Source organism: Paenarthrobacter sp. (genome assembly GCF_031180005.1).
Lineage (GTDB): Bacteria > Actinomycetota > Actinomycetes > Actinomycetales > Micrococcaceae > Arthrobacter.
In genome coordinates this window covers 44,794-64,046 of the sequence record NZ_JAPSHI010000011.1, presented here as the reverse complement: position 1 = coordinate 64,046, position 19,253 = coordinate 44,794, and the positions used below count along the sequence as shown (strand labels likewise).

The following is a 19,253-nucleotide window of genomic DNA, read 5'->3' as shown; positions in this document are numbered from 1 at the left end:
TCCCTCATCCCCCCGGAGGACATCATGACCAGCACCAACAATGCACCCAAGGCAGCGACAAGGAAGCCGCCGCCCGGTGCCATCAAGGCGTACATCGCCAGCCTCACCGGTACGTCGCTTGAGTACTATGACTTCGCTATATATTCGGTGGCTTCGGCCCTCGTGTTCCCAAAGATCTTCTTCCCCGGCAATGACGAATTCGTCGCCTTGCTGCTGTCCTTCTCAGCTTTCGCGGTTGGTTACCTGGCCCGACCGATTGGTGGCGTCATTTTCGGCCGCCTGGGCGACAAGATCGGCCGTAAGTACGTTCTGGTCTTCACCCTCGTCCTGATCGGCGTGGCTACGGTCCTCATCGGTGCACTGCCTGACTACTCAGTGATTGGAGTCGCAGCACCCACCATTCTTGTGCTGCTGCGATTGGCGCAGGGCATTGGCGTTGGCGGCGAATGGGGCGGCGCAGTGCTGCTTTCCAGCGAATTCGGCGACCCCAACAAGCGCGGCTTCTGGTCCTCTGCGGCCCAGATCGGTCCGCCCGCCGGAAACCTCATGGCCAACGGTGTTCTGGCTGTTCTTGCCGCATCACTCAGCGAAGAGGCCTTCCTCTCTTGGGGCTGGCGCGTAGCCTTCCTGGCCTCCGCCCTCTTGGTGGTCTTCGGCCTGATCATCCGGCTCAAGCTCGAAGAAACCCCTGTATTCAAGGCAATCCAGGCCCACGGCGACCGCCCCGAGGCTCCCATCAAGGAAGTCTTCACCACCCAGCCCAAGGCATTGGTGTCCGCAGCGCTCTCACGTGTGTGCCCGGATATTCTTTACGCTCTCTTCACGGTGTTCGTAGCTGTGTATGCCACCAAGGAGCTGGGTATGACCACAGGCAACGTCCTGTCGGCCATCCTGATCGGTTCGGCTTTCCAGCTGTTCCTGATCCCCGCGGCCGGTGCGCTAACGGACCGCTTCAACCGTCGCTGGGTCTATGGCATCGCGGCAGCTGCTACCGCTGCCTATATCCCGCTGTTCTTCCTGATGATCCAAGGCAAGTCCGTAGCCATGCTGACTATCGGCACCGTAATCGGCTTGGCGCTCCACGCCTTTATGTATGGCCCGCAGGCCGCCTTCATCACCGAGCAGTTCCCGGCCCGCCTTCGTTATGCCGGCAGCTCGCTTGCCTACACTTTGGCCGGCGTAATTGGTGGAGCCGTTGCCCCCATCATCTTCACAGCGCTCTACGGCGCCGCCGGCGGCGGCTGGTACCTGATCGCCGTTTACATCCTTGTCGCAGCTGTTGTCACGATCGTGGGCATGCTCCTCGGCCGCGACCCGAAGCCGGAAGAAGATGTCCGGTTGATGCAGGGAACGCACGCTCAGCCGGCGGCGTAGCGAAAGATGGAAACCGTGATGCAAACCACCACCGCGCAAAGGGTTCGCTCTGTCAGGCCCGTCGGCACCCGTGCCGTCCTGGCCGAACTGGACAGCCTGCAGGATGTCCTCGCCCTTCAGGACATGCTCTACAAGTCCCCGCTCCCCGGCCAAGTGGATGTTCTCGCTGCCGCGGAAACTGTGATGGTGGTAGGCGAGTCAGCCGCAGCGACACGAGCCATCGGCTCGCGGCTTTTGGAGCTGGAGCTTGCTCCGTTGATCGCCAGCGACTCCGGGCTGGTGGTCATCGATACCGTGTACGACGGCGACGACCTCGCCGATGTTGCTGAGCTGACCGGCCTGAGCGTAGACGGCGTCGTAGCTGCACACACGGGACAAATCTGGACAGTGGCCTTCGCCGGCTTCGCACCCGGTTTTGGCTACATGGTGGGAGAGAATGAGGCCCTTACGGTGCCACGCCGCTCATCGCCACGAACGGCGGTTCCCGCGGGCTCCGTAGCTCTCGGTGGACAGTACTCCGCCGTCTACCCTCGGCGTTCCCCGGGCGGTTGGCAGCTGATCGGCCGGACCGGGGCTCGCATGTGGGACCTGGATCGATCCCAGCCTGCCTTGGTACGTCCAGGAGATCGAGTGAAGTACCGTGCTGTCCGCGAAGTCTTGACTGCTGGAGCTTCATCCAGCGGTGACTCCCCGGCGCGTGAACCCGAAAAGGACCATCATGTCGAGTCCGGGCTTAGGATTCTCAATCCGGGCGCGCAGAGCCTGATCCAAGATCTCGGCCGCCGAGGCTTCGGTCCACTGGGTGTCTCTGCTGCCGGCGCGCTGGACAGGGCATCGCTGCGGCGGGCCAATCGGCTCGTGGGCAATACTTCTTCGGCCGCGGCCGTCGAGTCCGTCAATGGTGGGCTCACGGTGGAGGCCGAGGGCGACCAAGTAATTGCTGTGACGGGGGCGCCGACGACGCTGACTATCGAGTCGCCGTCGTGGTTTGGGTCCGACGGCGGGTCCGACGGCGGCGACATCCACCCGAGTGCGAAGCGAACGGCCCCCATGGCTGCACCCTTCGCATTGCTCGACGGCGAAGTACTCACCTTGGGTGCTCCGGAGTCGGGGTTCCGGAACTATGTCGCGATCCGCGGCGGAGTGGACGTTCCTGAGGTTCTGGGCAGTCGCTCGGCGGACACGATGTCCGGGATCGGGCCGGCCCCCTTGGTAACCAGGCAGGTCCTCGCGGTGGGTAACTCCACTGTGTCCACAGCTGTTGGCAGTCCCGAATTGCAGCCCGACTTCCCGGGCGTAGGGGTAACGGTGCTCGAGGTCATTCCCGGACCCCGTGCTGACTGGTTTGATCGGGAAGCGCTCGATTCCCTCTGCTACCAGGAATGGCTGGTCACTCCCCAATCCAACCGTGTAGGCATGCGGCTGGACGGCACCCCGCTGAAGCGCACGCGGGAAGGCGAACTTCCCAGCGAGGGCACCATGGCGGGAGCGCTCCAGATCCCACCTGCGGGACTGCCCGTTCTCTTCTTGGCGGATCACCCCATCACAGGTGGTTATCCGGTGATCGGCGTGGTGCGCGACGAACACCTTGATCTCGCCGCACAGATCCCCATCGGCGGAAAGATCCGCTTCCGGCTCGTCCCGGATTCCCCAGAGTTCACCACGACTTTTACGAAGACCCCAGAGAAGTGAGTATTTGATGCGCAAGGTCCTGATCGCGAACCGTGGCGAAATTGCTGTCCGCGTCGCCCGAGCCTGCGACGATGCCGGCATACTGTCCGTCGCCGTTTACGCAGACATCGATGCCGACGCAATGCACGTTGGTGCTGCTGATGAAGCCTTCAGCCTGGGCGGAAACTCGCCGGCCGACACCTACTTGAACATAGGGAAGCTGCTTGCCGTTGCGGCGGAGTCCGGCGCAGACGCCGTCCACCCCGGGTATGGTTTCCTTTCCGAGAACGCCGACTTTGCACAAGCAGTGCTCGACGCCGGACTTGAGTGGATCGGTCCCTCACCGGAATCGATCCGCCAGTTGGGAAACAAGATTACGGCCCGCGAAATCGCAGTCCGCGCCGGAGCACCGTTGGTCGCTGGCAGCGACGGTCCCGTCTCCTCTGCTGCGCAAGCCCGGGCCTTCGCGGAGGAACATGGACTTCCACTTGCCATCAAGGCTGCTTTCGGCGGCGGCGGCCGGGGTCTGAAGGTGGTTCGAGAACTCGCAGAAGTGGAAGAGGCTTTCGATTCTGCAGTCCGGGAAGCTGTGGCTGCCTTTGGTCGTGGCGAGTGCTTCGTGGAGCAGTATCTTGACCGTCCTCGGCATGTGGAAGCTCAGATCATCGCGGATAAGCTCGGAAACGTTGTTGTGGTGGGCACCCGCGACTGCTCCCTCCAACGTCGCCACCAGAAGCTCGTGGAAGAGGCTCCCGCACCCTTCCTCAGTGACACACAACGCCAGCAAATTTACGACGGTGCGAAAGCCATTGTGCGTGAAGCCGGCTACTACGGCGCCGGAACCGTGGAGTTCCTGGTTTCCGCTGACGGAGCCGTGGCCTTCCTTGAGGTCAACACCCGCCTTCAGGTTGAGCACCCCATCACTGAGGAGACTTCCGGGATTGACCTGGTCCAAGAGCAGTTCCGGATTGCTGCCGGCCTTCCGTTGAGCATCACTGAAGATCCCGTGGCTCGTGGACACTCCTTCGAGTTCCGCATCAATGCTGAGGATGTGGGCCGCGGCTTCCTGCCCTCGCCGGGGACAGTGGAACTCTTTGAGGTACCCACAGGGCCGGGAATCCGCGTAGACACTGGCGTACGTTCGGGATCTTTCGTCGCGCCGCAATTCGATTCTTTGTTGGCCAAGCTGATCGTCACCGGCGCCGACCGGCAGCAGGCCCTTCGTCGCGCGCGGCGTGCCTTGGCTGAAATCAACATCACCGGCATCGCGACAGTCCTGCCGTTCCACCGCGCGGTCCTCGAGTCCGAGGATTTCACGTCCGTTGCCGGAATGCGGGTTCACACTCGTTGGATCGAGACAGACTTCGCAGACCAGATCCCTGTGGATCCCGAGTACAACGTGGTTGCCCCGGAGGGGAAGCGACGAACCATCACCGTTGATGTGGACGGTAAGCGGCTCGCAGTAGGACTTCCCGCGGACCTTCTGGATGGCTGGGCTCGTTCGGGGCAGGGTATTCCCGCTTTTACTACGCCAACCGAAACGCCGGGTTCTGTGATCGGTTCCGGCAATTCGCCAGCAGAATCCGCCTTGGTCTCCAGCATGGCCGGGACCATAGTGAAGTGGCTGGTGGAACCCGGGGCTGACGTTGCAGCCGGGGATCCTTTGGTGGTCCTTGAAGCCATGAAGATGGAAACCCAGCTCTCGGCACACCGTGCAGGCACTCTCTCCGAGGTGTTGTCAGAGCCTGGCGGTGTGGTCACTGCCGGCGCCGTGCTGGCTCACATCGAGTAGCTAGCAGTGCCCGTCGCCAACCCGCTATTTCGCTGCCGGGCAGCAACGAGATAGCGGGGCAACAACGGCTCTAAGCGTGCGTCGCCGCGGAGATTCTCAGCACGCTGTCCAGCAGCTCATTGCGGAACTTCCCTGTTGGGTCATTGGCCTGAAACAAAGCTCGGAAATCCCCGAACCGCGGATAGAGAGAAGCGAAATCGTACTGGCTGGGCGTGAACAGTTTGCCCCAGTGCGGGCGCGCACCGAACGGACGGAGGGCCTCCTCGAGCTCCGGGAGCACCGCTTCTACCTCGGCCTGCAGCGGCTTCCACGTGAAGTGGAGTGCCACGCTTTGCTGCTGGTAGAAGGGGCTAAGCCAGAACTCATCAGCGGCCACGGTGCGGATTTCTGAGACGAACAGGAGCGGTGCGAGCTTGTCGGCCAGTCCCCGGATAGCCTGTAGCGCGGCAGTCGCCTGATTCAGGGGCACGAGGAACTCGCTTTGCAGCTCCTCGCCGTTGCTGGGCGTGAATTCGTGGCGGAAGTGCGGCAAACGGTCAAGCCACTTGCCAGCCACATCCAGCTGCTCGGTGCAGTTCTCCGCGGACATGTCCGGCAAGGGATGCATGGCAGTCGTTGCAGCGGTTGCCCCAAACAGCTCAGGCAGCGGAGCTTCAGTGTCCAGTGCCTTCAGCCAAACTTGGGAGATGGTGTCGCCAGTGTAATCGGTGAAGAAGCTGACGCTGTAAGCACTCGAAGCGATGTCCTGGAAGTTCGCCAATGCACGCTCCCAGGACAAATTGTTGAGCACTCGCTGCCGGACCTCGTAGCTTGGCCGGACCGCTAGCTCCAGCCCTGTGACAATGCCAAGTGCGCCCATTCCCACCACGCTGGCGAGAAATTCGTCGTCGTCCGCCGTGAGGGTGACGAGCTCGCCGGAGGCGCGCACCAGGTCAACGCTAACGACGGCGGCAGCCAGGGAGGGGTTGTTGACTCCACTGCCGTGCGTGCCGGTTTGGATGGCACCCGCGACTGAGATGTGTGGGAGGGAAGCGAGGTTGTGGATGGCGTAGCCCTGTTCCTCAAGCGCGCGGCCGAGGGCTCCGTAGCTGATGCCACCGCTAACTTTGACGGTGCCCTTCGCGGCGTCCAACACAACTTCCTGGGGGAGGGCATCGAGCAGGAGGTGGGTGCCGTCGGTGTCGGCCACCGTGTTGAAGGAGTGCCGGGAACCCAGGGCCTTGATCCGCGTCGCCTGGGCTACAAGCTCGCGCAGCTGCTCCACAGTGGTGGGCCGCTGGACGTCCGCAGACGAATACTCAAGATTTCCTGCCCAATTCTTCATCGAATGATCTCCCGCTTGTACTTGTAGACTCCCGCAATTGTTAACGTTCATAACTAATTGCGTCAAGGGGAGTCCACCACGGTTGCGGATAAAGTTCAAGAAATCCGCTGTCAACCAGGAGCCGCAACGTGAGTAAGGGATCCAAGCCCACCATCCGGGACGTTGCGATGGCCGCGGACGTATCACTGACCACCGTCTCTTATGTGCTTTCCGGTCGTCACGGTGGGACGACGAGGATCAGCCAGCCCACGCAGGATCGGGTTCTGGCAGCGGTCAAAAAACTGGGCTATGTGCCCAATCAAGCCGCCCGCGGGATGCGTCGAGGCAAAACCGACGTGGTTGCCGTGGCCATTGGAAACCTTGATTGGCCTTGGGATCGCGCACTCGCCACCGCTGCTGCAAACATTCTGCCGCAGCACGGCTACCAACCGGTGATCCTACTGGGCGACGACTGGCGGAAGTTCACCATGTCCGGGGGCGCCGACGGCGTCATCATTGGCTACTTCCCCGAAGCAAAGTCCGAGGATGAAACCGTCACGGAACTCGCTCGCCGCGGCGTTGCCCAAGTAGTCATCTCGGGCACCATGAAGCCTGCTGGGTTCGACGTCCTGGCCCCTGAAACCGACGCCGGCCTCGCGGAGTGCATGGAGTTCCTCACGGCCTCGCACCGCAGAGTTGGCTGCATCCGGAGAGCTGACCCGGCTGGGCGACCCAAGAGCCGCTTTGCCGCCTACGCAGCCGGGCTGGAGAAGGCGGGCATTCCCTTGGACGCGTCCTTGGTTAGGACCTCACATCACCGCCCGGCCGCTGCGTATCAGTCCGCCCTCGAGCTGCTCCAGCTTCCGGACCGACCCACGGCCGTCCTGTGCACCGATGACATGGAAGCGCTGCAAACGATCCGCGCCGCCTACCGCCTTGGCCTCCGCGTCCCCGAGGACGTCCAGATCGTCGGCGTCGGGAATTCCACCGAGGGCCAGGACTACGATCCGGCTCTGACGACTGTTGGGCCGGATCCGATCTTCGAGCAAGTTGTCCGGATGCTGCTGGACAGGTTGGGGGGAATCACCCCGGCCGAGGGCATCCGGGTTGCCTCACCATGGAAGCTGCACCGCCGCGGCACTACGGAGGGCTAATTAGTCAGCCGCGGCAGACGATGTCCTAGAGCGCAGTCTGGCGGTAGCGCTCAATCTGCTTCAGGCGCCGCTGGAGGCTGTCGCGCCGCGGGTGCGGGACGACGTCGGGCGCCTCAGCGGTGAGATCAATGTGCTCGGTTCCGTACTGCCACAGCAGGAGATCATCCAGGAGGCGGTCCGGACCGGGGGAGTAGCGGTGGTCCAAGGCCTTGCGGACCTCGGTGATCCGGTTGGCGCTCAACAGACCCGCAAGCTCCACGGTCTTGGTGAGTCCGTGGGCGGCGAGCAGTTCGGCAGCCCATCCCCAGTCGTCATCAACTTTACGGTCGACGTGCGGGAGAAGCGTACGCCAGACGTCCCGGACCCTGTTGGGGGTAAGGGGCATGCCGCCATCGCCCTCGAGATCCCAATAGCCGCGGACTTCCTCGTAGCGCTCGTGAAGGTCAGCGAAGGCGCTCTCCACGGTTTCCAACATGGCAGCCGTGGCCGTGAACTGGCGGTCGAAATGCGGCGTCCAAGCGCGCGGGTCTTCGGCCTTGAACCGGATGTCATGCTCGATCTCGCTCCAGGCGTGCGCAAAGACGGTACGGATCTGGCACTCGAAGAAATAGCTGCCATTGGCAGGCATCTCCGGGTTGAAGACGTGCTGGTATTCCTTCACGGCCTCGTTCTGGATGGTGCGCAGAATGAGGTGGCGGCTGGAATAGCCATAGGTTCCTGACTCAATGGAGCCGATGTCCTTCTCACGGTCGCCACGGCAATCGAAGAGCTGCCGCTGGCGCTTGATGATGTTGGCCACCGCTGCGTTTTCCGCGGGTAGTTTGGTGATGACGCGGATGCCTACCATGTCGTTCAAGGTGCGGAACGGATCCGGGAACTTGAGCACGCGCGGCCCGCCCGGCTCCAAAGGATCATCCGTGCGGGAAATCTTTTCGCGGAACGACTCAACCGTTTTGGTCCGTCCAGTGACAAACAGCGGAGTGACCTCGGCGTCGTTCAACATGTCGCGCAAAGTGAGCAGCACATCGCGCGTGACCCGCTTCAGGGCGGGGCGAACACGCTCGTAGAGCGCTACGTTCGCATCCACTGCGTCGCGCTGAGCCTGGTCAAGGCTGTCCCAATTGCTTGCCATGCCCCCAGCTTACGGGGCGGGTCCGACACCCAACTGACCCACCCGCCGTCGGGGTGCCTCTAGCCAAACTTCCGAAACGTCACGATAGGCTCAGTACAAAGGAGGGCGCAATGTTGCGGCACAAGTACAGCTACGGCGAACACCCCAGTCAATGGGGCGAACTCTTCATACCTGAACCGTCCAACGGAAACCATCGCGGCGCATCAGCTGTGGCCGGTGGAATCGCCGTTGTGATTCATGGCGGATATTGGCGCTCACAGTACGGCGCTGAGCTCGGTGAGCCCTTGGCGCGCGACCTCGCGGCGCACGGCATAACCGCCTGGAACCTTGAATACCGGCGCGCCGGCAATGGCGGTGGTTGGCCCCATACGTTCGAGGACATCCTGGCCGGCATCGACCATTTGTCCCATATCGCCGGCGACCATGACCTCCAACTCGGCAAAGTGGTGGCACTCGGTCACTCGGCTGGTGGTCATCTCGCCGTGTGGGCGGCAGGCCGGCAGCGGCTGTCCGCCATTGGAACGCCCGACGCCGATCGCCAACTCCAGCGCGGACCGGAGGGCAACGCTGTTCACCTGACAGGCGTCGTCAGCCAGTCGGGCCTCTTGAATCTTGCCGCGGCAGAGAAGCTTAACCTCAGCAACGGCGCCGTCTGCAACCTCATGGGCGGGGATTCCCATAGATTCCCCAAACGGCATAAATACGCCGACCCTATGAGCTCACTGCCCATCGATGTCCCCGTCTATGCCGTGCATGCCACAGATGACGAGGATGTTCCTGCAAGCCAGTCCGAAGCATACGTCGCGGCGGCAACGGCGGCAGGAAGTGCGGCCCAGCTGCTGCGCGTCCCGGGCGACCACTTCGACCTGATCGACCCCAAGGCCGTGGCCTATAAGAAGTGTCGCGAACTGGTGCAACGATTGCTCTCGTAACTGTTGGTCCGGGGCGGCCGTCCTCTGGCAGAGTGGTCCCATGCTGACAGTCATTGGTGAGGCCCTGGTCGACGTCGTTCAACGCTCCTCCGGGATCGAGGCGCATGTTGGAGGCAGCCCTCTCAATGTTGCCGTCGGCCTGGCCCGCTTGGATCATCCCGTGCAGTTCATCGGTCGCTACGGCCGGGACGCGTACGGCGATTCCATTGCCGCGCACTTGCGGTCGAGTTCGGTGATGGTTCCGCTTCCGCCGGATGAGAAACCAACCAGTGTGGCCACCGCGCAGATTGACGACGACGGCGCCGCCACCTACGTTTTCGACCTCGCCTGGGAGCTGCCCGGGCTCGCAGGACGTTGGCCGCTCATGATGCAGGGCTCCACGCTGCTGCACACAGGCTCCATTGCCACCTTCCTGGAGCCTGGCGCCGCAGAGGTGCTTGCCGCCGTCGAGCATGCCCACCCGAGCTGCACCATCAGCTTCGACCCGAATTGCCGCCCCAGCATCATCACGGACGTCGACTTTGCGCGAACCCAAGCCGAGCGCTTTGTAGTGCTTGCCGACATCGTGAAGGCCTCGGACGAGGACCTTGAATGGCTTTATCCCGGCGTTGACCCGGTGGAATCCGCGCGTCGCTGGCTGTCGTTGGGCGGTACTGAGGGTCCGGCTTTGGTAGTGGTGACCCGAGGATCACGTGGACCGTGGGGCGTAACCAGGGCCGGAGAAACTCAGGTTCCCGCACCCTCCGTGAACGTTGTGGACACAGTGGGCGCGGGTGATTCGTTCATGGCGGGGCTCTTGTCCGCGATTGTGGATCACGGGCTGGACGGCGCGCAGAACCGTGGCGCTTTGAGGGCGATGCCTGCAGAAACCCTGGCAGCCATCATGGATCACGCAACACGTGCGGCTGCAGTGACGGTGTCCCGGGCAGGCGCGAATCCGCCCACGCGGGCCGAGCTCAACCATGGGGCGGCCTGAGAAAAGCTGGTTAGCCAGCCCCGTGCCCTGCAGCCACTTCCTCGCCCGCTTTCACCGGGCCTGGCGGAGTGCCGTCGCCGAAGGGGCTGCCGCCGAGGGATTCCCGTCCGTGAGCGGTAAGCCATCCGGATAGATCCGGGCCCACGGGGACAATCTTGGTGGGGTTAATGTCCTCGTGCACCATGTAGTAGTGCTGCTTGATCTGCACAAAATCGATGGTGTCCCCGAAACCCGGAGTTTGGAACAGGTCCCGGGCGTACGCCCACAACGCCGGCATTTCGCTCAGCTTGTTTCGGTTGCATTTGAAGTGGCCGTGGTAGACAGAATCGAAGCGCGCCAGGGTGGTGAAGAGCCGGACATCGGCCTCGGTGATCGAATCACCCACGAGATACCGTTGGCCGGTCAGTCGCTCCTCCAGCCAGTCCAAGGCATTCCATAGCCGGGTGTAGGCAGCCTCGTATGCTTCCTGGGATCCGGCGAAGCCGCACCTGTAAACGCCGTTGTTGACCTCGGTGAAGACACGTTTGTTGACCTGGTCGATTTCTTCGCGCAGGTGCTCCGGGTACAGCTGTGGCGCTCCCGGGCGGTGGAACTCAGTCCATTCCGTAGAGAAGTCCAGCGTGATTTGGGGGAAGTTGTTTGTCACCACTGCTCCGCTGGGGATGTCCACCACCGCCGGAACGGTGATGCCCCGAGGATAGTCAGGGAAGCGGCGAAAGAATGCTTCCTGCAGGCGCTCGATGCCCAGCACGGGATCCTTGCCATCCGGATCCAAATCGAAGGTCCAGGATCTGGCGTCGTGGGTGGGGCCAGGCTGCCCGAGGCTAATGACGTCCTCCAGACCAAGAAGCCGCCGCACGATCACGGCACGGTTGGCCCAAGGGCAAGCCCGGGCCGCAATCAGCCGATAGCGCCCCGGCTCCACGGGCCAGCCGGGCTCGCCGTTCGGTCCGTCGGTACCGTCACGGGTGATGCGGTCCTCGATGTAGTTGGTGTCCCGGGTGAACTCGCCGCCAGTGACGTACGCCCCGCGGGTGCTGTGTTCTTCGACTTCGCTGGTCTTCTCACTCATGACTTCAGCCTATGCTCTGGGCCCCGTTACGTGTTGGCTGCGGACTGTCGCAAAAGCCTACATGCAACTTTTGGCCATGATAAAGTATGGCTAAAAGCTCCTAGGCATATTTTAAGAAGGTTTGCGTTGGCAAAACGTACAGTGCCATTGCGTCCGCACATACAAGACGCGCTGATCGTGTGGGGCCAACTCATCCGACAAGGCCGAATCGATCGAAAATGGACAGCAAAGGAGCTTGCTGCGCGCGCGAATATTTCGGAGCAAACGGTGCTCGCAGCTGAGGCCGGCAGCCGCGGCGCGGCGGTAGGCACGATGATGGACCTCTCAGACCTCGTCGGAGTTCCCATTTTTGGTATTGAGGACCGCGCCGAACTCGCAATTCGTCGTCATCGAGGCGAGGAGATGCTCGCTCTCCTCCCAAGTCGCGTGCGCCGACCAAAGAGCGGCAGTACCGATGACAACTTCTAACGAGCTCTACGTCTGGACGTGGCTGCCGGGTGGAACGGAGCCTGTGGTAGCCGGAAGAGTGGAGCAGATCGGCTCACTCGTCACTTTCATCTATGGATTGAACTATAGGTCCCGGCCGGACGCTATCAGCCTGTTCGCCCCGGAGCTCCCCCTGCGACCCGGCGTCCAGGAGCCTGCAGACGGACTGAGCATTGCTGGCGTCCTTCGGGACGGGAGTCCCGACAGGTGGGGTCGCGGTGTCATCGAACGACGACGGAACGTTGCCCCCGGCGGCCATGATGCAGGGCACCAGCCTTGGAGGAGCACGCCCTAAGGCGACGCTCACTGATGAAGACGGGAGTGAGTGGCTCGCAAAGTTCTCGTCGTCTGACGACCGCGTCTTTTCGGTGGTGAACGCCGAGGGTGCGATGCTCGAACTTGCTCGCCGGGCCGGCATGAAAGTGCCCGAGAGCAAGGTCATTTCTTCCCTCGGCAAGGAAGTCCTCCTTGTTGAGCGATTCGACCGTGATGGGGCTGGCGGACGGCGTCACGCCGTGTCTGGACTGACCATGGCTCAGACCGATGAGATGTACGCACGCTATGTGTCCTACCCTCAGATCCTTGATGTGCTCCGTGAGTACGCAGTAGACGCAGCACAGCCGGGACCGGAGCTGTTCCGGCGTATTGCTCTGAACATCGCCATCAGCAACAACGACGACCATGCCCGGAATCACGCCGCGTTCTGGGACGGGAAGCATTTGGAACTAACGCCGGCTTACGACCTGGCTCCAGGGCAAAGATCCGGCGATACATTTGAGCAGGCCATGCGGTTCGGGCGTGGTGACCGCGGTGCGAAGGTTTCCAACTTCGGTGCCTTGGTGGGCGAGTCCGAGACATACGGGCTAAACGCGGCAGAAGGGCGGGATATCATCGACAACCTTGTATCGAGCATCCGCGAAAATTGGGACGCTGCTGCCGAGGTGGCGCGTTTGAGCGAGGCAGACAAGCGCCAGCTCCTCGGGAAGCAGGTGCTACCAAGAGCGGCGTTCTTCGACTATGAACCAGAGCAGCTGTAGCGGCGCGCAACCACATGTTGCGCCCACGTAGACTGGCATGATGCGGCTCGTAGCAAGCGATATTGACGGCACCATCCTCGGTCACGACGGCAAAATCAGTGACCGGACCATCAAGGCATTTCAGGCGTGCCGCGAAGCAAGAGTGGAACTCGTCTTCGTTACGGGTCGTCCGCCGCGCTGGTTGTACCCGCTCCAGGAGCAGCTTGGTCACAGCGGAATCGTGATCTGTTCCAACGGCGCCGTGGTGTGGGATCTCGAAACTGAGAAGGCCCTGTCCTCGTGTGTTCTGGATTCCGAATCCGTCTTTCAAGCCCGCCGCATCATCAAGTCCATCAGGCCCGACGCCCTGTTCGCCGTGGAAACTCTCACGGGTTTCCAACTCGAGCCGGGCTTCATCGAGAACGAAACCAGCGAGCTGCTCGCCGAGTTCACCCCCGCGCCGCTGGCCGAGACGCTGACCGCGGATGACGCCGTCGTAAAGTTCCTGGCGATCACCCGCAAAGGTACGCCGGACGAGTTCCTGGCTGAAGTGCAGCCGGCCGTCGCGCATTTGGTGAGCACCACGCATTCGGCGCCACGGACGGCAATGCTGGAGATGTCCGTTCCGGGCATCAATAAGGCTGTCACGCTGGCCAAGTACGCCGAGTCCCTGGGGATCGAAGCCGCTGACGTCGTGGCGTTCGGTGACATGCCCAACGACATCGAAATGCTGCGCTGGGCCGGCCACGGTTACGCGATGGCCAGCGGCCACCCGGAGGCCATCCTCGCCGCCGGGCAGCAGGCGCCGCACTTCGACGACGACGGCGTGGCCCAGATTCTCGAGGCGAAACTCAGCGAGCAGCGGGTCTAGTTTTGCTCCCGATCCGAGGAATCCAGCAGCGCACTCTTCCGCGATACGTCAGGAACTCGGCACCGAACCGCTTCGCCAGGTCGGCTTCTTCGAGCGGCCTCACCGCGTAATTCCACAGCAGCGAACCCAGAACCGCGTAGGCGACCACCAGCCACGAGCCCAGTATCATGCCCACGGCCACACCTTGTGAGATGCCTGCCACCGCCATCGGGTTCCGAACCCACCGGTAGGGGCCGGCCACGACCAGTCGGTTAGGCATGGCAGACGGCAGCGGGGTGCCCTTTCCGGTGGAGGACATGGTCACCGCGGAAGCAATACCGAGGCAGCTGGCGAGGACCAGAAGCACCAGCCCGGCAAGTCCCACCATGGAGGGAAATACCAGGGACACCATCCAGCGCTGCTCGAGGAAGGCCAGCGCTGAGGGAACAACCACCAGGAAGAAACCCCAGAAGAGGATGAGCTGCCCCATGGTTGCCCCCACGTTGGCTGCAGTGCCGCGACGGATGGACGCCGGACGGAACGCGAACGGTCCCCGTACAATCAACTCGGTCGGGACACGACCCTGCACAACAAAGAACAGTGCAATCACCGAACAAGCCGTCGCAGCGACCATGATCACCACTCCCCAGCCGGCTTCGGTGGTGACGGTGGCATAGGCCGCCAGTCCAACGGCAACCAGTCCCGTCCAACCGGCGCTAATCACGGCCGCAGCCTTGATACCGAGTGCTGCAAGGGCCGAGCCGATGACAAATAGTGGAACGTCCAAGGCAGCCACAACTACGGGGTTGAGGCTGCCAAGGGTGGCCGACCGAATCGCCGGTGACAGGAAAACCGCTATCCACCACACGAGCCCAGCTGCAGCCTGCACGGCGAAATAGGCCCGCCCCAACCTTTGAACCCGCGCAGCCGGCGGCGCATCAAGCGTCACGGGTGCCGCACGCCCTTACCGGCCAGCAAAGCGCGGTAGCCCTCCTTGTAGGTGGGAAAGATGAATTCGAAGTCGGTCGCCCGCAGGCGTTTATTGGAACAGCGCTTGTCGCCTGGGCCGGCGTCGGATTCGCTCCCAAGTGCCGCCGTCGGGGGTTCAGGGCATCCCATTTCAGAGGCGAGGAACCGCATGACGTCGCCCATTTCCGCTGCGTGATCATCGACGCCTACGTAGACGGGATCAGGAGCCGGCTCCATGGTGGTGAGGTGCACGATCATGGCCGCGGCGTCGTCCCGGTGGACGCGGTTGGTATGCCGGGGCTGGGCGGGGATGACGGCCTTGCCGCTGCGGACCTGGTCGATCAGTCTGGTGCGTCCCGGTCCGTAAATGCCGCCGAGCCGCAGGGAGATGGGCTGGGTGTTGGTCCCGCCCGTCCGGCTGAACAACAGCTCTTCCGCTTCCACCAGGACCTTGCCGCTGAACCGCGTGGGCTCCGTGGGCGTGGATTCATCCACAACAGCTCCGCCGGAATCCTTGTAAACGGCCGTTGAGGAGACGAACAGGATCCGCCGCGGCTCGATGGACTGCCGTTCCAGAGCATCCAGCACGTTCTTCACGCCGTTCAAGTAGGCCGCGCGATAGGCCTCTTCCGTGGACGTGTCGGCGGCGATAGTTACTACAACAATGGCCACATCCTCGGGCAGTTCCGGAACTGCAACGGAGAGATCCGCGAACACGCCGCGTATCTCTGCGGGTAGCTTTTCAGGCGACCGGCGCAGGCCAACCACATCATGGCCCGCAGCTGCGAAGCGCAGTCCAACTTCCGTTCCAAGGTCGCCGCAGCCGGCAATCAACACAGTCATGCCCCTAGTTTGGCAGTCCTGCAGTGTCACCTGGTTCCCAGCTTCCATACAACCGGCGTTCAACTTACAACCGTAGGCTTCCAGCCAAGACCCGTTCGCACGGTTTATCTGTCTCATTGAATTTGTAGGGGGAACCTTGGCTAAGCGTCGGATCAACAACGTCAATACCGCACCATTGCGGCGCATCGAACCGGATCATCACTGGCGTTCGCTTCGCCAGGGCGACCGCGTCAATGTCATGCTGACACCGGGTTTCGAGTCGACTGGCGTGGTGGACGCCGTCACCGGCGATGCAACGGCGGTTTGGGTGGAGCTCGACGGCGGTCGCGGCCGGACATTGGTGCACGTCAGCGACGGCGTGACGATCGTTCCGCAATCGACGACGGCGGCGGTCCCTCAGGAGAGCTAACCGCACCTTTGCGATGGGCTACGCTACGGGAGTGACGCTGCCCTATTTCCTTCGCAAGGACGGTTCGGTGGGCCCCTTGGCCTTCGCCCATCGAGGATTCTCGTTGGGTGGCCTGGAAAATTCCATGGCTGCATTCCGGGCGGCAGTTGATCTTGGAACGGTGCACCTTGAAACGGACGTGCACACGACGTCCGACGGCGTCCTGCTGGTGTTCCATGATTCTTCTTTGGACCGAGTGACTGATTCCATCGGCAAGGTTTCGGAGCTGACCGCCGCCCAGGTTGCGGCTGCCCGAATCGGTGGAGTGGAGCCCGTCCCCACCTTCGATGAGCTGGTTACCGCCCTGCCGCACGCCCGGCTCAACCTCGACGTCAAGGATTGGAATTCTGTTGGCCCCATGGCAGCGGCCATTGAGAAGCATGGCGTCCATGACCGGGTTTTGGTCACAAGCTTCTCGGACAGGCGCCGCCGGGCAGTCCTTTCCAAGCTCTCCCATCGTGTGGCTTCTTCTGCGGGCAGCTCCCTGACAGCGCTGTTCGTTCTTCTCGGCCCCGTGCTTCCGGTTCCTTTGGCACGCAAGCTGCTCTCCGGCGTCGACGTCTTCCAAGTTCCTGTCCGCTATGGGCGGTTTCCCGTGGTGACGCCCGGGTTTATCCGGCGCGCGCACCGGTGCGACAGGCAGGTCCATGTGTGGACGGTCAACGATCCCGTGGACATGGAAAGGCTGCTGGACCTTGGGGTGGACGGAATCGTGTCGGACCGGCTCGATCTTCTCAAGGAAGTCCTGGTGCGCAGGGGCCAGTGGGTTTAGATGCCAACTCGGCGGAAGGAATTACTCAGTACCCTTTCTATTTGAGTCGGATCGGCGCTAGGGTCGAAGTGTCCGTACTCTTCGTCGGCAGCATGACGCTCTCTGCGCCGGCACGGGAAGAAAGGAACCTGAAGGATGGCTTCGGAATCTCATACCACCACGGATCACGACGAGATCCGCAAATGGGTGGAAAGCAACGACGGTAAGCCGGCCAGCGTCAAGAAGACCGGCGACAAGAATGACGTGGGTATCCTGCGTATCGACTTCCCGGGAGGTGTCGGGGAGGACTCCCTGGAGCACATCAGCTGGGACGAATGGTTCGAGAAGTTCGAGGAGAGCAAGCTCGCTTTCCTCTACCAGGCGAAGAAGGCCAGCGGCGAGGACAGCACGTTCTTCAAGCTGGTAAGCCGCTGATACCCATGCGGGCACTGGTACTGAACTGCACGCTGAAACCCTCTCCGACGCCGTCGAATACGGACGTCCTGGCCGACGTCGTAATCAAAGCGCTTCGAGAGAAGGATGTGGATGTTGAGGTGATCCGGGCAGTGGATCACCGCATTCCGCCCGGCGTCGAAACTGACATGGGGGAAGGTGATGATTGGCCTAAGATTCACGAGCTGCTGAAGTACAGCGACATCCTCATCATTGCGACGCCCACGTGGCTTGGCCAGCCATCCAGCGTGGCAAAGCTGCTGCTCGAGCGCATGGACGCCATGATTTCCGAGAAGAAGGATGACGGAACCTATGCGGCGTACAACAAGGTGGCCGGAGTGGTTGTGACGGGCAATGAAGACGGCGCCCATCACGTGATCAGCGAGGTCGCTGGTGCGCTGATCGACATCGGTTTCACCATCCCGGGGCAGGCGTGGACCTACTGGAACATGGGTCCGGGGCCCGGTCCGTCCTACACGGAAACCGCGCACGGGCACGAGTGGTCTGAATCTACTGGTAAGACCATGGCAGCAAACTTGTTCGCCGCGGCCTCTGCCCTTAAGGCGAACCCGCTGCCGCCCGCAGGATAATGCTGGCCAACTCAACAAATACGTGTAAGTCAACTAGTTCGAAAGGGAGAAATACCGTGGCTGAACGAGGAAACACCAAGCACGGTGCGCATCTGGATGAACAGATGCAACACGAAGCCGAAGGCATGGTCAGGGGAACCAAACCCGCCCATGTTGAAGAGGCGCGAGAAGCTGAACCGTTTCCTGATGAAACCGATCCGGCGGAAGTCAGGGAAGCGCTGAACCCCAACACTGGTAAGGGAGAAGCAGGTGGAGGAGGGGCGTCAGATGAGTGACCGGCTTGCCAAGTACTCCGAGCTCTTCCGTAAACCAGGTCCCTGGTGCATGGCCTATGTGGATGCCAGCGCCGGCACCGTGGATGGTCTGGAAGCCGCTGATGTCCAACCCGACAACGTGAGGAATGCACTCGCTGGACTTGGTGCTTCCGAAAACGATTTGGAGGCCGTTGCCGGGGCCATCCAGCCCGCGACGGGTGAGCCCTCGCCAATTAGTCGCTATGTGCTGGTGCGGCAGGGCGAGGTGGCGATCAACGAGTTGCTTCCCGGTGCGCTGCTGGGACCGGAGCAGATCTCCACAGATGTTGTCCCGGACCTGCTTCCGTTGCTCAAGCATCGTCCGGACGGGTTCGCCTACGTCGTGGCCGAGGTCAGCCGGGAGGAGGGTGAAATCCGGCTGCACCGTGCCGGCCGGCAGGCGGCGGAGGAAAGCCAACACATCCAAGGCTCGGACGAGAATCTGAAGAAGGTTCCGGTGGGCGGCTGGTCACAGGGCCGGTATCAGCGGCACACGGAGGAAATCTGGCGCCGCAACGCTGACCAGGTGGTGGAGCAGATCGACAGGGTGGTCCGTGAGAATAGCGCCCGTCTGCTGGTCCTCGCGGGAGACATCCGAGCGCGGCAGCTCGTAGCCGATCAACTGTCGGAAGCCAGTAAAGCCATTCTCTCCCTCGTGGATTCCCATACCCTTGCCGCAGGCTCCGACCGCGAAAAGTTCGAGGACGAGGTCAATTCCTTGGTCGCCCAACAATGGGCCACCGAGCAGGGGCAGCTCGTTGACCGTCTCGCCGAACAGGAAGGGCAGGCCAATCCGGAGTCGGCCACTGGCTTTGGTGCCGTGGTCCACGCCCTCCAGCAGGCCCAGGTTGAGGTGTTGATGTTCGACGACGGGTCGCTCACCGACCGCACGGTGTTGGCGCTGAATGCCGAACCATGGCTGGCCACCTCGGAGGAGGAATCACTTGGCGCGGAAGTCTTGGGGAAGGTTCCTGCTGCTGCCGCCCTGCTCAGGGCTGCAGCACTGACCGATGCGAGAGTGGAACTGGTCCCTTCAGCAGCACTGCCTGACGGCGTCGAGATTGCAGCCCTGCTTCGCTGGCCGACCGGACCGGAAGCACCAGCGGCTACATAGGCCTGTGCTTGAGAGGGCGCCTGCCTGAAGGGAG

21 protein-coding genes are annotated in these 19,253 nt (G+C 62.4%); 16 read left to right on the top strand and 5 right to left on the bottom strand.

Annotated features, from left to right (window positions below; genetic code table 11):
* Positions 1 to 24: 24 nt before the first annotated feature.
* The 3 genes from RIF72_RS10190 to RIF72_RS10180 are packed head-to-tail and all read left to right on the top strand — an operon-like array spanning position 25 to position 4,837.
* Positions 25 to 1,374 carry an MFS transporter gene (locus RIF72_RS10190; RefSeq protein WP_309074700.1) on the top strand — a complete coding sequence of 450 codons (1,350 nt, stop codon included), beginning with the start codon at positions 25 to 27 and terminating at the stop codon, positions 1,372 to 1,374.
* Between the two features lie 6 nt (positions 1,375 to 1,380).
* Positions 1,381 to 3,066 (top strand): carboxyltransferase domain-containing protein, encoded by a 1,686-nt coding sequence (locus tag RIF72_RS10185; protein WP_309074699.1) that lies wholly within the window; start codon positions 1,381 to 1,383, stop codon positions 3,064 to 3,066.
* Positions 3,067 to 3,073: 7 nt separating this feature from the next.
* Positions 3,074 to 4,837 (top strand): biotin carboxylase N-terminal domain-containing protein, encoded by a 1,764-nt coding sequence (locus tag RIF72_RS10180; RefSeq protein WP_309074698.1) that lies wholly within the window; start codon positions 3,074 to 3,076, stop codon positions 4,835 to 4,837.
* A 70-nt stretch (positions 4,838 to 4,907) separates the two neighbouring features.
* Here RIF72_RS10180 and RIF72_RS10175 read toward each other — a convergent pair whose 3' ends face one another.
* On the bottom strand, positions 4,908 to 6,161 hold the full coding sequence (locus RIF72_RS10175) for a D-arabinono-1,4-lactone oxidase (RefSeq protein ID WP_309074697.1): 1,254 nt from the start codon (positions 6,159 to 6,161) through the stop codon (positions 4,908 to 4,910).
* A 128-nt stretch (positions 6,162 to 6,289) separates the two neighbouring features.
* Here RIF72_RS10175 and RIF72_RS10170 point away from each other — a divergent pair, with 128 nt between their 5' ends.
* Positions 6,290 to 7,294 carry a LacI family DNA-binding transcriptional regulator gene (locus tag RIF72_RS10170; RefSeq protein ID WP_309074696.1) on the top strand — a complete coding sequence of 335 codons (1,005 nt, stop codon included), beginning with the start codon at positions 6,290 to 6,292 and terminating at the stop codon, positions 7,292 to 7,294.
* 25 nt (positions 7,295 to 7,319) lie between these two features.
* Here RIF72_RS10170 and RIF72_RS10165 read toward each other — a convergent pair whose 3' ends face one another.
* Entirely contained in the window at positions 7,320 to 8,426 is a 1,107-nt protein-coding gene (locus RIF72_RS10165; protein ID WP_309074695.1) for a RelA/SpoT domain-containing protein, read from the bottom strand.
* 110 nt (positions 8,427 to 8,536) lie between these two features.
* Between RIF72_RS10165 and RIF72_RS10160 the strand changes: the two genes are divergently transcribed.
* Both RIF72_RS10160 and RIF72_RS10155 read left to right on the top strand, forming a co-directional pair.
* Positions 8,537 to 9,358 (top strand): alpha/beta hydrolase, encoded by an 822-nt coding sequence (locus tag RIF72_RS10160; RefSeq protein WP_309074694.1) that lies wholly within the window; start codon positions 8,537 to 8,539, stop codon positions 9,356 to 9,358.
* Positions 9,359 to 9,398: 40 nt separating this feature from the next.
* Complete coding sequence (locus tag RIF72_RS10155; protein WP_309074693.1) at positions 9,399 to 10,334, top strand: carbohydrate kinase; 936 nt, start codon at positions 9,399 to 9,401, stop codon at positions 10,332 to 10,334.
* A 10-nt stretch (positions 10,335 to 10,344) separates the two neighbouring features.
* Here RIF72_RS10155 and RIF72_RS10150 read toward each other — a convergent pair whose 3' ends face one another.
* The gene (locus RIF72_RS10150) at positions 10,345 to 11,406 is read right to left on the bottom strand and encodes a glutathione S-transferase C-terminal domain-containing protein (RefSeq protein WP_309074692.1); all 1,062 of its coding nucleotides are present in this window, start codon (positions 11,404 to 11,406) and stop codon (positions 10,345 to 10,347) included.
* 126 nt (positions 11,407 to 11,532) lie between these two features.
* Between RIF72_RS10150 and RIF72_RS10145 the strand changes: the two genes are divergently transcribed.
* From RIF72_RS10145 to RIF72_RS10130, 4 genes are read left to right on the top strand one after another with little or no spacing between them, the layout of a single operon-like run.
* Positions 11,533 to 11,874 carry a helix-turn-helix transcriptional regulator gene (locus tag RIF72_RS10145; RefSeq protein WP_178994725.1) on the top strand — a complete coding sequence of 114 codons (342 nt, stop codon included), beginning with the start codon at positions 11,533 to 11,535 and terminating at the stop codon, positions 11,872 to 11,874.
* Positions 11,861 to 12,187: a hypothetical protein gene (locus tag RIF72_RS10140; RefSeq protein ID WP_309074691.1), complete on the top strand. Its 327-nt coding sequence runs from the start codon at positions 11,861 to 11,863 to the stop codon at positions 12,185 to 12,187. The genes RIF72_RS10145 and RIF72_RS10140 overlap by 14 nt, the downstream gene beginning before the upstream one ends.
* A complete protein-coding gene (locus RIF72_RS10135; RefSeq protein ID WP_309074690.1) occupies positions 12,111 to 12,929 on the top strand; it encodes a HipA domain-containing protein in 819 nt (272 codons plus the stop codon). The genes RIF72_RS10140 and RIF72_RS10135 overlap by 77 nt, the downstream gene beginning before the upstream one ends.
* Positions 12,930 to 12,969: 40 nt before the next feature.
* Positions 12,970 to 13,779, top strand: a complete 810-nt coding sequence (locus tag RIF72_RS10130) for an HAD family hydrolase (RefSeq protein WP_309074759.1) — start codon at positions 12,970 to 12,972, stop codon at positions 13,777 to 13,779.
* On the opposite strand, the gene RIF72_RS10125 is transcribed toward RIF72_RS10130, so the two are convergent.
* Together RIF72_RS10125 and RIF72_RS10120 are read right to left on the bottom strand one after the other, a co-directional pair.
* Positions 13,760 to 14,707 carry an isoprenylcysteine carboxylmethyltransferase family protein gene (locus RIF72_RS10125; RefSeq protein ID WP_309074689.1) on the bottom strand — a complete coding sequence of 316 codons (948 nt, stop codon included), beginning with the start codon at positions 14,705 to 14,707 and terminating at the stop codon, positions 13,760 to 13,762. The genes RIF72_RS10130 and RIF72_RS10125 overlap by 20 nt on opposite strands.
* The gene (locus RIF72_RS10120; RefSeq protein WP_375164213.1) at positions 14,704 to 15,618 is read right to left on the bottom strand and encodes an SDR family oxidoreductase; all 915 of its coding nucleotides are present in this window, start codon (positions 15,616 to 15,618) and stop codon (positions 14,704 to 14,706) included. The genes RIF72_RS10125 and RIF72_RS10120 overlap by 4 nt, the downstream gene beginning before the upstream one ends.
* Positions 15,619 to 15,706: 88 nt before the next feature.
* Here RIF72_RS10120 and RIF72_RS10115 point away from each other — a divergent pair, with 88 nt between their 5' ends.
* From RIF72_RS10115 to RIF72_RS10090, 6 genes are all read left to right on the top strand, one after another.
* Positions 15,707 to 15,979, top strand: coding sequence for a hypothetical protein (locus RIF72_RS10115; RefSeq protein ID WP_309074687.1), 273 nt, complete (start codon positions 15,707 to 15,709; stop codon positions 15,977 to 15,979).
* Between the two features lie 13 nt (positions 15,980 to 15,992).
* Positions 15,993 to 16,790: a glycerophosphodiester phosphodiesterase gene (locus RIF72_RS10110; protein ID WP_309074686.1), complete on the top strand. Its 798-nt coding sequence runs from the start codon at positions 15,993 to 15,995 to the stop codon at positions 16,788 to 16,790.
* Positions 16,791 to 16,925: 135 nt separating this feature from the next.
* Positions 16,926 to 17,204, top strand: coding sequence for a hypothetical protein (locus tag RIF72_RS10105; protein ID WP_309074685.1), 279 nt, complete (start codon positions 16,926 to 16,928; stop codon positions 17,202 to 17,204).
* Positions 17,205 to 17,209: 5 nt separating this feature from the next.
* A complete protein-coding gene (locus RIF72_RS10100) occupies positions 17,210 to 17,812 on the top strand; it encodes a flavodoxin family protein (protein ID WP_309074684.1) in 603 nt (200 codons plus the stop codon).
* A gap of 56 nt (positions 17,813 to 17,868) precedes the next feature.
* Positions 17,869 to 18,087: a hypothetical protein gene (locus RIF72_RS10095; RefSeq protein WP_309074683.1), complete on the top strand. Its 219-nt coding sequence runs from the start codon at positions 17,869 to 17,871 to the stop codon at positions 18,085 to 18,087.
* Positions 18,080 to 19,219 carry a Vms1/Ankzf1 family peptidyl-tRNA hydrolase gene (locus RIF72_RS10090; RefSeq protein ID WP_309074682.1) on the top strand — a complete coding sequence of 380 codons (1,140 nt, stop codon included), beginning with the start codon at positions 18,080 to 18,082 and terminating at the stop codon, positions 19,217 to 19,219. The genes RIF72_RS10095 and RIF72_RS10090 overlap by 8 nt, the downstream gene beginning before the upstream one ends.
* Positions 19,220 to 19,253: the final 34 nt, after the last annotated feature.